Origin of the sequence: Leeuwenhoekiella sp. H156 (assembly GCF_052218455.1) — a bacterium.
GTDB lineage: Bacteria > Bacteroidota > Bacteroidia > Flavobacteriales > Flavobacteriaceae > Leeuwenhoekiella > Leeuwenhoekiella parthenopeia.
In genome coordinates, this window is record NZ_CP197499.1 from 486,699 (window position 1) to 501,226 (window position 14,528).

12 protein-coding genes and 1 pseudogene are annotated in these 14,528 nt (G+C 42.9%); 8 read left to right on the top strand and 5 right to left on the bottom strand.

Annotation, left to right across the window (positions count from 1 at the left end; all coding sequences use genetic code 11):
- Window positions 1–36 precede the first annotated feature (36 nt).
- The 3 genes from ACSSS3_RS01950 to bcp all read right to left on the bottom strand — a co-directional run bounded on the left by ACSSS3_RS01950 (window position 37) and on the right by bcp (window position 4,213).
- The gene (locus ACSSS3_RS01950; RefSeq protein WP_442846242.1) at window positions 37–1,866 is read right to left on the bottom strand and encodes a cytochrome c peroxidase; all 1,830 of its coding nucleotides are present in this window, start codon (window positions 1,864–1,866) and stop codon (window positions 37–39) included.
- A 71-nt stretch (window positions 1,867–1,937) separates the two neighbouring features.
- Window positions 1,938–3,491: a hypothetical protein gene (locus ACSSS3_RS01955; protein ID WP_442846243.1), complete on the bottom strand. Its 1,554-nt coding sequence runs from the start codon at window positions 3,489–3,491 to the stop codon at window positions 1,938–1,940.
- Between the two features lie 266 nt (window positions 3,492–3,757).
- Window positions 3,758–4,213: a thioredoxin-dependent thiol peroxidase gene (bcp, locus tag ACSSS3_RS01960; RefSeq protein ID WP_442846244.1), complete on the bottom strand. Its 456-nt coding sequence runs from the start codon at window positions 4,211–4,213 to the stop codon at window positions 3,758–3,760.
- Between the two features lie 90 nt (window positions 4,214–4,303).
- On the opposite strand from bcp, the gene ACSSS3_RS01965 reads away from it, so the two are divergent.
- The 5 genes and pseudogenes from ACSSS3_RS01965 (at window position 4,304) to ACSSS3_RS01985 (ending at window position 7,726) form a co-directional block, all read left to right on the top strand.
- On the top strand, window positions 4,304–4,960 hold the full coding sequence (locus tag ACSSS3_RS01965; RefSeq protein ID WP_442846245.1) for an endonuclease III domain-containing protein: 657 nt from the start codon (window positions 4,304–4,306) through the stop codon (window positions 4,958–4,960).
- 26 nt (window positions 4,961–4,986) lie between these two features.
- Window positions 4,987–5,472, top strand: a complete 486-nt coding sequence (locus tag ACSSS3_RS01970) for a hypothetical protein (RefSeq protein WP_442846246.1) — start codon at window positions 4,987–4,989, stop codon at window positions 5,470–5,472.
- Between the two features lie 249 nt (window positions 5,473–5,721).
- Window positions 5,722–6,348: a hypothetical protein gene (locus ACSSS3_RS01975; protein WP_442846247.1), complete on the top strand. Its 627-nt coding sequence runs from the start codon at window positions 5,722–5,724 to the stop codon at window positions 6,346–6,348.
- A 119-nt stretch (window positions 6,349–6,467) separates the two neighbouring features.
- A pseudogene (locus tag ACSSS3_RS01980) lies at window positions 6,468–7,010 on the top strand (REP-associated tyrosine transposase).
- 137 nt (window positions 7,011–7,147) lie between these two features.
- A complete protein-coding gene (locus tag ACSSS3_RS01985; RefSeq protein WP_442846248.1) occupies window positions 7,148–7,726 on the top strand; it encodes a hypothetical protein in 579 nt (192 codons plus the stop codon).
- A 172-nt stretch (window positions 7,727–7,898) separates the two neighbouring features.
- Here ACSSS3_RS01985 and ACSSS3_RS01990 read toward each other — a convergent pair whose 3' ends face one another.
- Together ACSSS3_RS01990 and ACSSS3_RS01995 are read right to left on the bottom strand one after the other, a co-directional pair.
- Window positions 7,899–8,045, bottom strand: a complete 147-nt coding sequence (locus ACSSS3_RS01990; RefSeq protein WP_228231595.1) for a hypothetical protein — start codon at window positions 8,043–8,045, stop codon at window positions 7,899–7,901.
- A gap of 59 nt (window positions 8,046–8,104) precedes the next feature.
- Window positions 8,105–8,689 (bottom strand): RNA polymerase sigma factor, encoded by a 585-nt coding sequence (locus tag ACSSS3_RS01995; protein ID WP_228231596.1) that lies wholly within the window; start codon window positions 8,687–8,689, stop codon window positions 8,105–8,107.
- 233 nt (window positions 8,690–8,922) lie between these two features.
- Between ACSSS3_RS01995 and uvrA the strand changes: the two genes are divergently transcribed.
- The 3 genes from uvrA to mnmE all read left to right on the top strand — a co-directional run bounded on the left by uvrA (window position 8,923) and on the right by mnmE (window position 14,323).
- Window positions 8,923–11,706 (top strand): excinuclease ABC subunit UvrA, encoded by a 2,784-nt coding sequence (gene uvrA / locus ACSSS3_RS02000; protein WP_442847385.1) that lies wholly within the window; start codon window positions 8,923–8,925, stop codon window positions 11,704–11,706.
- Window positions 11,707–12,157: 451 nt separating this feature from the next.
- Window positions 12,158–12,715, top strand: coding sequence for a hypothetical protein (locus ACSSS3_RS02005; protein ID WP_442846249.1), 558 nt, complete (start codon window positions 12,158–12,160; stop codon window positions 12,713–12,715).
- Between the two features lie 219 nt (window positions 12,716–12,934).
- Window positions 12,935–14,323, top strand: a complete 1,389-nt coding sequence (gene mnmE / locus ACSSS3_RS02010; protein WP_442846250.1) for a tRNA uridine-5-carboxymethylaminomethyl(34) synthesis GTPase MnmE — start codon at window positions 12,935–12,937, stop codon at window positions 14,321–14,323.
- Window positions 14,324–14,528: the final 205 nt, after the last annotated feature.

A 14,528-nucleotide genomic window follows, 5' to 3' on the forward strand; every position in this document is an offset into this window, starting at 1 on the left:
AAGTTGCTGCTAATTTTTCTAAAAAATTATTGAGGCCTAATTGGAATATTCGGGTTCTACATTAGTGTCGGTCAGGGTCCTTACAAAGTCGGTCAACGCCTGGAGTTCTGCTGCATCCAGTTGCAGATTATCAAAAGGCAGGGTCTGATGCGGCAGGTCAAAACCGAGGCCTGCCCCACCCCCTTTGTTGTAAAAATCCATCACCTCTTCAAGCGTGGCATAAACCCCGTTGTGCATATAGGGTGCGGTCACCCCGGCATTGCGCACGGTAGGCGTTTTAAACATGCCGCTTTGTATGGGTTCGTCATACATAAAGTAAAAACCCAAGTCGTCATCCAATTGTTTATTAGCCGCAGTCTCGGGCACGCCTATGACTTCTTTTTCGGTTTCTGCGAAAAAAGGCGGCACCGTTCCGCCGGTTAAGGGCATAAAATGACAGGTCGCACACAGGGCTTTACCCATAAACAGATTCATCCCCAGCTTTTCAGATTCGGTAAAGCTATCTTCCTCCCCACGCATATTTCGGTCAAATTTAGAATCGAAAGCATTTAGGGTCGAAATGTAAGAGGACAGGGCCATGATCGCCTGATCGTTGGTTAGTTTTTTGGTATCAAAAACTTCCTGAAAGGCTTCCACATAGGCAGAATCCTGAAGGATTTCCTCTGAAAATTCGTGAACACTGCTGTTAAATTCTTCGGCATTGGTAAACACCCCGGAAATCTGCGACATCAAATCAGGAGCGCGCCCGTCCCAGAAAAAAGCCTGTTGAAAAACCGAATTGATCAGCGTAGGCGAATTGCGTTTTAACGAAGTTCCGGTATTGCTAAAATTAGTTACCAGTCCATCTGCATAGGCTTTTTCCGGAATGTGGCAGGTGGCGCAGGCCATAGTACCGTCTTTTGACAATTTCGCATCAAAAAAGAGGCGCTTTCCCAAAGCGATCTGTGCTTCAGAGGGATTTCGGTTGGTCACCCTTCTGAAGAATTCCACATTAAAAGAATTATTCTCGAAAAAGGTAGGCGCATCAAAATTATAGGCCTGAGTGTTTACCGGTTCCCAAACCGCAGCTGTTTTCCGGATCTCTACCCAGGCTCGTGTAATGGGATTTAGATAGTCCCGCACAAAAGTATAGCGATCAAAAGTCTCAAATTGTGGGTCTTTACGAATAAAAGCTACTGCCGCATCAATAGCTTCGGTGAACTCTTCATCAATCTGCTTATCTTTTTGATTGATCAATTTCTGAAGGGACAATTCGTACACGGTTTTGAGCGACTCCAGCGACTGAGCCGTTTCCTTTAAACCCAGACCGCTTACAGGAGTGTCAAAACCTGTAATTCCAAAGCTCAGCACCCGCATCAACTGCTGATGCGTCGCGATAAAAAAGCGCTGGGCATCCAGCTGGCGTTGGCCAACATTCTTTTGAAGTACACTGATCAGACCTCGGGTCAATTTAAGTTCGTGTTTAAAAAGCGCCTCATCTTCAGCTCCTTCATAAATAGATTCTTCCAGGCGTTGTAACCCTATGGGTTGCAACACGCGCTGGGTGTCATCGGTAAGACGCGGCAAAGCCGGACCATTAGCCTGATGCCCCACCGGCGGATTGAGGTACGACGCGTAGGGTTCGGCTTTTTTAAAGGCTTCACGGGCTTTGATAAAATAGATTTTAGCCAAAGAATCGGAAGAAGCCACCCCATCTAAACTGTCGAGGTAAGCTGCTGTTTCGTTAATATGCTTTAAATAATACTGATGCGCAGGTTGCCAGTCCACGGCAATTTCATAGGTTTCCGGGGCCGGTTTATCTTCTTTACAAGAAGCTAAAATCAGGCAAACAAGCAGACCTGTAACTAAGTGTTTAATAGAATACATCAAGTGGGTTTTACGTCAAAAACCCCCGGAGTCAAAGCCGGAGGTTTTAAGGTTGATTGGTTTGTTTTTACTTATCTGGGAAGTCCCTGAAGGATAATGATCTGACCTCCCTGGGTATCTTCGGCTCCTTCTAAGGTATGACCATCACGGCCTGCAAACGAAGCATTTTTCCAGTAGTGAGGTTGTAGGTTTAGAATGAAAGTACCCGGTTTACCTACCTTGTCTGAAATATCAATCAAAGCACCGTACTCCCCGCTAAATCCGGAGCTTCCGTTTTCTACCAAATCCTGACGAATAACAAATTCAAGCACCGGACGTGCATTGTTACCGTTAAGGTCAGACTGGTAAATGTATGCCGCGTGATTTCTGGAAAACGAGTTAGGATCTTCCTGAAAGTACACAAAGTTTTCAGTCACACAGATGTTATCAGGACTCTGTAGCAAAGACACGTTTCCGTCTGCATTGTTAGAATCGGTATTTCCGCTGATGATTTGAGTCAATTTACCTTCCAGCGGATTGGTCTCATCAAGCTCCAGTTTGTAAACCGTTCCCCAATCATTGTATTTGCCTGTATTAGGGCCCAAACCGGTTACCGCAAAAAATACATTTCGGCCTTTAGCATCAGAACCTTTTTGATAATCCACATCTTCCACACGCATAAAAGCTGAAGCCTGTACCCCGATACAAGCGGTTTCCATTTCGGTTTTGGTCTTATCTTTTCCATTTACGATCTCCACAAACTCCACATCATACGATTTCTGAAAATCAAGATTGCTTTCGTTATAAATTTTTCCGGCTTCCACAGCTTTTTTGCCGCCTGCCCCGTCAGCTATTTCTTTAAAGCGAAGCACATAAATTTTACCGTTTTCTAAATCGGCATCACCGTTTTCAGAAAGGTACATGGTCACCTGACCTTCAGAACCGCTGGAGTCGTCATCCCCACCTATGATTACGGTCTTACCTGCGTAAGCCCCTTGTGGAAGCGGCACCGCATTTTCCCATGAAAATTCGCCCAAAGCATCCAGACCAAAATCAGCATCCGGGTCTGGTGTCATATACGGGTCGATCCCTTTTACATCGTAGTTGATGCTTTCCGAAGCCGAAAGGTATAAATCCTGTGACCCGCCATGAATCGCAGCTTCCCACATCGTACCACTACACTGGCGGGCATAGTCTGCCACGCTTGAGTTTAACAACCACTCGCCGCTCAAAGGCTTCAGGTTTTTATCAAGCATGATACGTGATACGGCATAGGTATCTTCGGCATTTACCACGTAGATATAGCCATCGCTGTTAGGATCTTTAAGAAAACCGGCACCATCCTGAGCCCCTACTAGTTTAAAGCCGTTGCTCAAAGTATCAGACGAACTGATAATGGAATAGGCCTTTACATAATTAAATTGAGGCATCATCGCCACAAGCGGAGCCAGATTTGATTTATCTGAAAACATACCCGGATCCGGAGTAAAATCCTCACCGTCTTCGCCGTCAACGCCATCTGCACCGTCTTGACCATCTACACCATCAACGCCGTCAATTCCGTCTTCTACATCACAGGCTGTAAAAACACTTCCGGCAGCACCCAGAAGCATCAGATTAAATACAAGTCTCTTAATTGTAATCATCTTTAAATAGTTTTTGATTTTTTAGTTTGTTTCAAAACTAGCCAGATGACCGTCGGGGAAGGTTAATTCAAAATCGTGTTTGGATTACCCTTTTCTAAAGTGAATGTTATAGGTGTTACCTCAACTTTACTATTTAAAGTTATTCTAAGGAGTTGTGTAAACTGTATTTAAGGAAATCCCCTATAAATCAGTCGTTAAGCCTAAATGCATAAAAAAAGTCTGTCCTTTTAGGACAGACTTTTAAATTAACATTGAAAACCGGAGACTTAAGCTTCGGTTAAAATCTGCGCAGCGTGATCTTTGGTTTTAACCTTATCAATCACCCGGGTAACCGTACCGTTTTCTACAATAAAAGTGGTACGGTGAATGCCGTCGTACTCCTTACCCATAAACTTTTTAGGGCCCCAAACGCCAAAGGCATTGATCACGGTCTTGTCTTCATCGGCCAATAAGGGGAACGGAAATTCGTATTTCTCCTTAAAGTTACTTTGGCGCTTTTCAGAATCTGCGCTTACCCCAAGTATGGCGTAACCCTGATCCTGAAGTTCTTTATAGTGGTCTCTCAGATTGCAGGCTTCGGCAGTACAACCGGGCGTTGAGGCTTTTGGGTAAAAGAACACCACCACCTTCTTGTCGGCATAATCACTCCAGTTTACGGTGTTGCCATCCTGATCAGTCGTGGTAAATGCGGGAACGTTATCCCCTTCTTTAAGCATATTCATAGCGTTTTATTTAGATTATTATTGGTATTATTATTCAAATTTTAAGGCAATAAGAAGTTCTTTTGCCTAAAGACTATAAATTTAAAGATTATGACCAAGGCCGAGAAGGTTAGCTTTGTTATAGATACGTTAAAGCGCCTGTATCCCCAGATTCCCATTCCGTTAGACCACAAAGATCCCTATACCCTGCTTATTGCGGTTTTGATGAGTGCCCAAAGCACCGATGTCAAGGTAAACCAGATCACGCCCCTGCTGTTTGAGGTAGCAGACAATCCGTATGATATGGTAAAGCTTACGGTGGAAGAAATACGGGAAATCATAAAACCGGTGGGTTTATCGCCCATGAAGGCCAAGGGTATTCACGGCCTCTCCCATATTTTAATCGATAAGTACAATGGAAGGGTCCCGGAAAGTATTGAAGAACTCGAGCAATTGCCTGCCGTAGGTCATAAGACCGCCAGCGTGGTGGTGGCACAGGCTTTTAATATTCCGGCTTTTCCGGTAGATACGCACATACACCGCCTGATGTACCGCTGGGGACTGACCACCGGTAAAAACGTGGTACAAACCGAAAAAGATGCCAAGCGCCTCTTCCCCGAATATTTGTGGAATGACCTGCATTTACAAATCATCTGGTACGGGCGTCAATACAGTCCTGCGCGCGGCTGGGATCTGGAAAAAGACATCATCACCGCAACTATAGGTCGCAAAAAAGTGATTGAGGAGTGGAATAAAGGAAGGAAGTAAAGCCATGGCTTTTTTAAGATTCAAAGATGATCAAAGAAGAGCTTCATATCTTTTTAAAAGCAGAAACAGGGCAATTGCTCGAATTGGCCAAATCAAGGTCGCTATACCCAGTTTCAGAAAACTGTCTTTATATAACCAGCAAAATTGAAAATAATTCTAATGAGAACTTTCTTGAAGTAAGAAAACTTAGAAAAAGAAAAAATAGAGACAAAAAGCCAAGGCTTTTAAATGAAGTCGTCGCCGAACTAAGCCACTTGTACGAAGACTTGTATGATCTAAATCTATTCATCTACAAATCTTCAAAAAATATAAGTCTTATAGAAATTCAGTACTTTCTAAAAAGTTCTCTTGATAAAGAATACCATAAAAAAGTTAGCCAGGATTCCCCGATGATACATTCCAAGTTAGCAATTCCTCCTTATGTAAAAGGAGATAAACAAAGGTTTGATCTTAACTGGGAATTAGGTGGATTCAAACACCGCTGGAAGCTTTTTTGGTGGAAAATATGTTAATACGTTTATTACCCGCACGCGGCTGGGATCTGGAAAAAGACATCATCACGGCAACGATTGGTCGCAAAAAAGTGATTGAGGAGTGGAATAAAGGAAGGAGGTAAAGCCGTTGGCTTTTATTTACTCCAAATGTGGAATTCCGTAAGGAATAGATTTTTCCATAACGTAATTTTACAATTCTGTTTACTTACTTCAAGTAAAACTAAATCTGTTCAGCATCTAAAATTAAAATATCACAACCCGTAAAAAATGAATTGTATTATTAAAAAGACCTTATCCCTACTTTGTTTACTTCTGGCAACAGGCCTTCTTCAGGCTCAAAACAAAGAACATTATATTTTGCTTATCGACGGCGATTCGTTGAGAGTAGATCTGAATAAAGATTTAAAGTATACGCTCAAGTCTGGAAAAGAGATCGATTTGAAGCTGGTACAGCCCGATCTGCTAACCTATGAAGATGAGATGCTTACATTTCTATATCCAAATGCCGTGACGCTTTCAAAAATTCCCGTAGAAGAGGGCTTGATACAAATAATGGCTATGCGAGCAACAGGCAACGGAGTACTTGTTCAGGAATACAACTTCATTAATCCGGAAAGTATTATAGATCTCATTCTTAATGAAATCACCAAAGAAAGTCTGAATTACGGATATAGTAAAAAGGAAGAACCTTACAGTCTTGATCTTAAAAGCGGACAGACTCTTAAGGGGAAGCGCATTATTATGGAGTATAATGGTGAAAAAGAAATCTATACGGCTTTTGCACACGGTAAAAAAGATCAGGGAGTCCTATTAATTGTTTTAAATACCGTAGAAAACGATGAAGATACGGCTATCTTAAATACCATTCTTAACAGCCTCGAGCTGAATTTTTAAATCGAATTTCAAAGTATGTATTCCAGATTCCTGATTTTACTTTTAACCTTGATTGCAATTCCTTCTTTCCCTACGCTGGCGCGAGCGTCTCGCTCGTGTAGCATAAGTCAGTATTAAGAATGAGCCGAAAATATAAATTTCACAATCTATCTGGAGCATACTTCATAAGTTTTGCTACGGTATACTGGTTGGACGTTTTTACCCGGCAGGAATAGTTCAACGTATTGACGGAAAGTATAACTTATTGCAGGGCTAAAAAAGGTATGGAGGTATTTGCTTATTGCTTTATGCCTAATCATGTTCATTTAATTTTTAGATCAGCTAATGATGATCCTTCAGGATTGATTAGAGATTTTAAAGTATTTACAGCGAGAAAACTCATAAAAACAATAAAGGACAATCCAAAGGAAAGCAGAAAAGAATGGTTATTATGGATGATGAAGCGTGCGGGTACTAAAAATAGCAATGTAAAAGAACTTCAGTTTTGGCAGCAGCACAATAATCCCATCGAACTGTGGAGCACTAAAGTAATTCAGCAAAAGATAGACTATATCCATAAAAATCCTGTCAAAAGCGGTTTTGTAACAAATCCTGTAGATTGGAAGTATAGCAGCGCGAGAAATTATCAGGAAGATCAAACAGTTTTGGAAATAGATATTTGAGGTTAGACCACGAGCAGGATGCTCGCGCTAGCAATTTTTTATCAGGCATTAATGACAATTAACCACTAAATAATTATCATTTTTCTATTTGATTATAACCTACATTAGATTTCAACAACACGAATTATTCAATGTTCATGAAATCTATTTTTACGCTTCTGTCTCTTTTATTACTCATCAATTACGGAAGCCTTTCTGCGCAGCAAATCACTGCTCCGGGAGGTGCTAAATTTCTGGTCGAACTTGGTGGGGAATTTGGCGGGGAAGAAATTCTAACCGTTTATTTTGAAGAAGGTGGTGATCAAAAAATGCGTGCCGGTCAGGGCGGGTATGCGGCTGTGGGCGGCGAATTCCATTTTAAAAATCTGAAGTCTTTTATGTTGCGCGGTAGCGTAGGCTTTAAGTATGTGACCACCGCTGCCGACAATGCAAACATCAGGCTTACCCGTTTTCCCATCAACTTAGTGGGCTATTACAGGATTAATGAAGACTTTAGACTGGGCGCCGGGCTTACCACCCATCAACTCATTCGGTTTAAAGGAGACGGTTTTGTCCCTGATGCAGACCTGAGCAGTGGTCTCGGCGGACGCTTTGAATTTGGCTGGCGCTGGGTTGCGCTAACCTATACGGCGATCAACTATAAAAATGAGTTTGACTACAGCTTTTCAGCCAATTCGATTGGTGTGGCGTTTTCGTTTACCTTTCCACAGGATTGATACTAGCCTAACTGAGTTGTCCAAAAAAAATATTCATTTGGCGATGCCAATAAAAAGAGTGTTTCTAAAAAGAAAATAAACGCTCTGAGAATAGCGTATTTGAGAACTGTTCTCCGATATACCTGCCCGAATAAAAAAGAGGCTGTCTTGACTTTTTAGACAGCCTCTTCTTTTAATTGAGAAGGGATTCCACCTTCCCAATTGAGGTATTCATAACACTTAAGGCTTTCGAATAATTTAATATTCGGTTTACGGTCTCCTTAGACGGATTCAGATTTTTTCGGTTTAAAGAAGATTTTTTAGAGTAAAGGTTTTCCATGTACTGTGGTTTAGTTTTTTAGTCTTACTAGAACGCACAGCCTTAGGTTTTATTCTATTCTAATTTGTTAAAATTATATTGTTTTTTTCAATCACTTTTCGCAGGTTAATCAGGGCATAACGCATACGTCCTAAAGCCGTATTGATACTCACATCAGTGCGCTCTGCGATTTCTTTAAAACTCATATCGTTATAAATACGCATCACCAGTACATCGCGCTGATCTTCCGGCAATTCATCAATTAATTTACGTACATCATCTTCTACCTGATCTTTGATAATGCGTTTTTCGGCATTTAAATCGGGGTCACCCAAAACTGAAAAAATATTGAAATCTCCGGTGTTGTCAAACTTGGGCATACGTTTGTTCTTGCGGAAATAGTCAATCACCAGATTGTGAGAGATGCGCATAACCCAGGGTAAAAACTTACCTTCCTCATTGTATCCACCGCGTTTTAAGGTGCGTATCACTTTGATAAACGTATCCTGAAAGATATCTTCAGTCACGTCTCTGTCGTAAACTTTTGAATAAATAAAACTGTAAATGCGTTGTTGGTGTCTCGAGATGAGTATAGAAAGTGCCGCTTCTTCGCCCTTGAGGTAGTTGCTGACCAGGACAGCGTCAGAGATTAACATATCTTCCATAAAATTACTTTTTGTAGGTTATAGTGATCCGTTTATAGGATCGGGGTCAAAACTTTAAAAGTAATTTTCAGATATAGGCCTTTGCTTAAATGTTAATATTGAGTCAAATATAACAACTATTATTCCAAATAAACAAACGCTGCTCCACAATTTTAACATTAACAGGACGTTGGGCAAAAGGTTGCGGGGTTATGCTTCCTATAAATTATCTTTGCAATCCTATTTCAATTGCTATGATCGTAGACGTTTCTAAAGCTGACCCTAAAAAGAATATCATCATCAAGGGGGCAAAGCTGCATAACCTTAAAAATATCAATACCATCATCCCGCGCAACAAGCTCGTGGTGATTACCGGCTTGTCGGGTTCGGGGAAATCAAGCCTTGCGTTTGACACCCTGTATGCCGAAGGGCAGCGCCGCTATGTGGAGAGTTTATCCTCTTACGCGCGGCAGTTTCTAGGGCGTCTCGACAAACCGAAAGTGGACTATATAAAAGGTATCGCTCCCGCAATTGCAATTGAGCAAAAGGTAAACAGTACCAATCCGCGGTCTACTGTGGGCACCTCTACCGAAATTTACGATTACCTCAAACTGCTTTTCGCCCGTATCGGCAAGACCTACTCCCCCATTTCGGGCGACGAGGTCAAAAAAGATACAGTGACCGATGTGGTGAATTACATCAAAACCTTTGAAGAGCGCAGCAAGCTGTTGCTCCTCGCTCCTTTTATTGTAGAGGAAGGCCGAAAGATTGAAGAAAAGCTCAACATCCTGCAGCAACAGGGCTATGCGCGTATAAAGGTTAACGACGAGGTGGTGCGTATTGAAGAAGCCGGAAGCATTACCGCAACAGACAAACTCTTTCTGGTGGTGGACCGAATCATCACCAAAGACGATGAGGACTTTGAAAACCGTCTAGCCGATGCCGTGCAAACAGCCTTTTTTGAAGGTAAGGGCGAATTGTTTATCGAAGATTTGGCTACCGGCAAGCAGCGACAGTTTAGCAACAGTTTTGAGCTGGACGGGATGCAATTTCTGGAGCCCAATGTACACCTCTTCAGCTTCAACAATCCCTACGGGGCCTGCCCTACCTGCGAAGGTTACGGAGATGTGATTGGGATCGATGAAGATCTGGTGATTCCCAATACTGCGCTTTCGGTTTACGAAAATGCCGTATTCCCCTGGCGGGGAGATAGTATGAGCTATTACCGCGATCAGCTGGTCAATTCGGCTTATAAATTCGATTTCCCCATTCACAAACCCTATTTTGAACTGAGCGATGCTCAAAAAGAGGTGTTGTGGAACGGAAACCAGTATTTTGAAGGTATCAACCAGTTTTTTGAATTTCTGGAATCCAAAGCTTATAAAATTCAAAACCGCGTGATGCTGTCGCGCTATCGCGGAAAAACCAAATGCAAAACCTGTGGCGGCAAACGCCTGCGTAAGGAAGCAAATTACGTGAAGATCAGCAACACGACCATTACCGATCTCGTTGCCCTGCCACTCAACAAAGTAGCCGATTTCTTTAAAAATCTCAAACTGAGCGAGCACGATGCTAAAATTGCCAAACGCCTGCTCACCGAGATTGAAAGCCGCCTCGAATTCCTTTCGAAAGTGGGGCTTAATTACCTCACGTTAAACCGGAAGTCCAACACACTTTCGGGTGGAGAGTCGCAGCGCATCAATCTGGCGACTTCACTGGGAAGCAGCCTCGTGGGATCGATGTATATTCTTGACGAACCCAGTATAGGCCTGCATCCTAAAGACACCGAGCGTCTTATTGAAGTACTTAAAAGCCTGCGCGATCTGGGCAATACCGTGATTGTGGTGGAGCACGACGAGGACATTATGAAAGCCGCAGATGAGATCATAGACATAGGCCCAGAAGCCGGAACCTATGGTGGTAACGTAGTGGCCACAGGTACCTACGACGACATTCTCAAAAGCGAATCGCTTACCGCGAAATATCTAAATGGCACTATGGAAATTAAAGTGCCGGCAAAGCGCCGCACTTCTAAATACTATGTAGACGTAATCGGTGCACGCGAAAACAATCTGAAAAATATTGATGTACGCTTTCCGCTGGGAGTTTTTGTAGCCGTAACCGGGGTTTCGGGTAGTGGCAAGAGTACGCTGGTTAAAAAGCTGCTCTACCCTGCTATGCTTAAGGAAACCGGTGGTTACGGGGAGAAAATGGGTCAGATGACCGGGATTGAAGGCAAGTTTGACAACATCAAGAATATCGAATTTGTAGATCAGAACCCCATTGGTCGATCGTCACGTTCCAATCCGGTTACTTACATCAAGGCTTATGATGATATCCGTTCACTATATGCCGATCAGAAACTGAGTAAGATTCGCAATTTCCAAACCAAGCATTTTTCGTTTAATGTAGATGGCGGCCGCTGCGAAAACTGTAAAGGTGAAGGCGAAGTGACTATCGAAATGCAGTTTATGGCCGATGTGCATCTGGAATGTGAAGTGTGCAAGGGCAAACGTTTTAAAAAGGAAGTGCTGGAAGTCACCTTTGCAGATAAAAACATCGACGACATCCTCAATATGACTATTGATGATGCCATCGCCTTTTTTACCGAAAACAAGCAGGACAAAATCACCCGGAAACTCAAGCCTTTACAGGACGTAGGTCTGGGCTATGTGACCCTTGGCCAGAGTTCGTCTACCCTTTCCGGTGGAGAAGCCCAGCGTATCAAACTGGCGTCCTTTTTGGTAAAGGGAACCACCAAAGAGAAGAACCTGTTCATATTCGATGAGCCTACCACCGGACTGCATTTTCACGATATTCAGAAATTGCTGGCTTCGTTTGAGGCACTGATTAAAAATGGACATTCCATTCTTGTGGTGGAGCATAATCTGGATTTGATCAAATGCGCCGATCATGTGATCGATTTGGGTCTGGAAGGCGGCGAAAACGGGGGTTACCTCATCGCTTCCGGCACCCCGGAAGAAGTTGCTAAAAACAAAAAATCCTTTACTGCGGAGTATTTGAGGGAGAAGCTTTAATCAATGTAGAATTAAGAATGCTGAATTATGAGTTCTTTTCGCTCCGTGTTTGTGCTCGATTGTATCGCGTATCATTAAGTCAAATTTGGGGTAATTAGATAGTTGCTTGTTCTTTTCTTGGCTGGCACTACTCTGACTGCTGTAAAAGGTTTCTATGCAGAAGCAAACCGTTTAAGTAAATGTAGAATTAAGAATGCTGAATTATGAGTTCTTTTCGCTCGGAGAAAATCACTCCAGCTTCAGAGTAGCACCTGGGTTTTGAAGTGATTTCTAATACTTTCTCATCCGCTGCCTTTCACTCATAAAACACTTATAAATAAAGTTTTACACAACTACAGAAACTCTTAATTCTGCATTCTGCATTCCGAATTAAAAAATTTGGCACGCCCTTTGAATTATACTAAGCGTAATCGGATTGAAACTTAAAAATTCAATCCTTAAATGCAGAATTATGAAACGTATAGTACTTTTTTTAGCAGCGTGTTTCGCATTTGGAACTGCTGCGCAGGCTGCAGACTCTCATCCGCCTCGTAAAGTGGATAGACGTGTAGACACAAACCGAAATCTTATGCAACCCGTTGTATTTATCGAGAACGGTATTGAGTTTCTGGTATATCCTGACGGAGCGCTTGATTTTAACGTTACCCCTTCATCGGTGCGTCTGAATGGGCAGTACGTACGTGAGATCTACAACCCGGGACGTTATGATGTGTACCGCACCGGTCACAACTACCGCAGAGGTTATGTACAGTACAACCGAATGGGTTTACCCGTACAGATAGGAGAACTTAGCCTTGATTACTTAAGGGATGGACGTGTTGCCCGCATCGGTAATATCCCTGTGAACTATAAGAAAGGCCGTTTAGACCGAATCGGAAATATGAAGATGCATTACGACCGCAGCGGTCGCATCTACAAACAAACCGGTTTTATAGATAAGTATAGAAATGCAGACGATTGCGATATGGGAAGCATTGAAATCATTGGTGACCGCAGTCGCAGATATTAAAATTTAATCCGGCAATCGGATATAATGTTGATTTTTTGGTTGGTTAGTTGGAAATCCCTAGCAGATTCGTCTGTCGGGGATTTTTTATGAGTGCTCAGGAGTGCTTTATGGGCTCCGTCAAAGGCTAAAACCCGAGGCTGGCGCTTAAATCAAAGCTTTCTTTACTTTGGATGTCTCGCAGGCTTGCCGCGAGGTAGTTTACATCGTAATTTTGCCGTTATGCACATTCAAGATACCATTGCCGCATTAGCGACTGCTCCGGGTGCCGGGGCCATTGCCGTTATACGGGTTTCGGGCGAAAACGCCATCCCGCTTGTTTCTTCGGTTTTTAAGGCCAAAAGTGGAAAGATTCTGGAAAATCAGGACAGTCATACCCTGCATCTGGGGAATATTGTAGACGGAAGCCGAATCATTGACGAGGCGTTGGTATCCCTGTTTAAAGGAAAACGCTCCTATACCGGTGAACCTACCGTTGAGATCTCCTGCCACGGAAGCCCTTACATTCAGCAGGAAATTTTGCAGCTCCTCTTTAGAAAAGGCTGCCGCGCCGCCAAAGCCGGAGAGTTTACCCTGCGGGCCTTTATCAATGGAAAGATGGATTTGAGTCAGGCGGAAGCCGTGGCCGACCTGATCGCCAGCGACAATGCCGGAGCACACCAGATCGCGATGCAGCAAATGCGTGGAGGTTTTAGTAACGAAATCGCCCAGTTGCGTCAGGAACTGCTCAATTTTGCCTCCCTGATCGAGCTCGAACTCGACTTCGCCGAAGAAGATGTAGAGTTTGCCAATCGGGAAGAATTTCAGGAGCTTATCGCCAAAATCACCCGGGTTTTAAAACGCCTCATCGACTCCTTTGCCACAGGTAATGTGATTAAAAACGGAATACCGGTTGCGATTGTAGGCGAACCCAACGTAGGAAAATCAACTTTGCTAAATGCGCTGCTCAACGAGGAACGTGCCATTGTAAGCGATATCGCAGGTACCACGCGCGACACTATTGAAGATGAACTCAGCATAGGCGGTATTGGTTTTCGCTTCATAGACACGGCCGGAATTCGCGAAACGGTAGACGTTATTGAAGGTTTGGGGATCAAAAAAACCTTTCAAAAAATAGAACAATCTCAGATCGTCATCTACTTATTTGATGCGGAAAAATTCAGAGTTCAGAATTCAGAATTAAAAATTGAAATAGAAAAGATCAAAAACCAGTTTCCGCAGAAGCCCCTGGTTGTGGTGGCCAATAAAGTAGATAAACTCAGTGAAACCGCGCTAACCGAACTCAAATCGCAAATCGCAAACCTGCACCTGCTCTCGGCTAAAAACAAGACCGGCGTTGAAGAACTCACCGATAAATTACTACAATTTGTAAACACCGGTGCCCTGCGTAACAACGAGACTCTGGTGACTAACTCTCGTCATTACGATGCCCTTCTAAAAGCTTTAGAAGAAATCGAAAAAGTACAAATGGGTATTGATGCCGGGCTCAGCGGCGACCTGCTGGCCATAGACATTCGGGAGGCACTGTACCATTTTGGGGAGATCACCGGGCAGGTCACCAACGACGAATTGCTGGGCAATATCTTTGCTAATTTTTGTATTGGTAAATAAATTCAAAATTTTATTTAAAATCAATTGGCATCAAATTAACACAAATACCAATAAAATAAATACTTAACAGAGGATTCCCATGCTCTTCTATCTTCTCTTGATCCTCTTATATTTCTCCTTTTGTTACACCTTTGGTACACCTCATTGTTAAAATTTCAATTCAAGGTGTACCAAAGTACACCTTGTTAAGCTTTTTTCAATTAAT

Coding starts and splice junctions, on each gene's coding strand:
- uvrA (WP_442847385.1), top strand. CDS start 8,923: ATGATCGTAGACGTTTCTAAAGCTGACCCTAAAAAGAATATCATCATC.
- ACSSS3_RS01970 (WP_442846246.1), top strand. CDS start 4,987: ATGATCAAAGAAGAGCTTCATATCTTTTTAAAAGCAGAAACAGGGCAA.
- mnmE (WP_442846250.1), top strand. CDS start 12,935: ATGCACATTCAAGATACCATTGCCGCATTAGCGACTGCTCCGGGTGCC.
- bcp (WP_442846244.1), bottom strand. CDS start 4,213: ATGAATATGCTTAAAGAAGGGGATAACGTTCCCGCATTTACCACGACT.
- ACSSS3_RS02005 (WP_442846249.1), top strand. CDS start 12,158: ATGAAACGTATAGTACTTTTTTTAGCAGCGTGTTTCGCATTTGGAACT.
- ACSSS3_RS01975 (WP_442846247.1), top strand. CDS start 5,722: ATGAATTGTATTATTAAAAAGACCTTATCCCTACTTTGTTTACTTCTG.
- ACSSS3_RS01990 (WP_228231595.1), bottom strand. CDS start 8,045: ATGGAAAACCTTTACTCTAAAAAATCTTCTTTAAACCGAAAAAATCTG.
- ACSSS3_RS01950 (WP_442846242.1), bottom strand. CDS start 1,866: ATGTATTCTATTAAACACTTAGTTACAGGTCTGCTTGTTTGCCTGATT.
- ACSSS3_RS01955 (WP_442846243.1), bottom strand. CDS start 3,491: ATGATTACAATTAAGAGACTTGTATTTAATCTGATGCTTCTGGGTGCT.
- ACSSS3_RS01985 (WP_442846248.1), top strand. CDS start 7,148: ATGAAATCTATTTTTACGCTTCTGTCTCTTTTATTACTCATCAATTAC.
- ACSSS3_RS01995 (WP_228231596.1), bottom strand. CDS start 8,689: ATGGAAGATATGTTAATCTCTGACGCTGTCCTGGTCAGCAACTACCTC.
- ACSSS3_RS01965 (WP_442846245.1), top strand. CDS start 4,304: ATGACCAAGGCCGAGAAGGTTAGCTTTGTTATAGATACGTTAAAGCGC.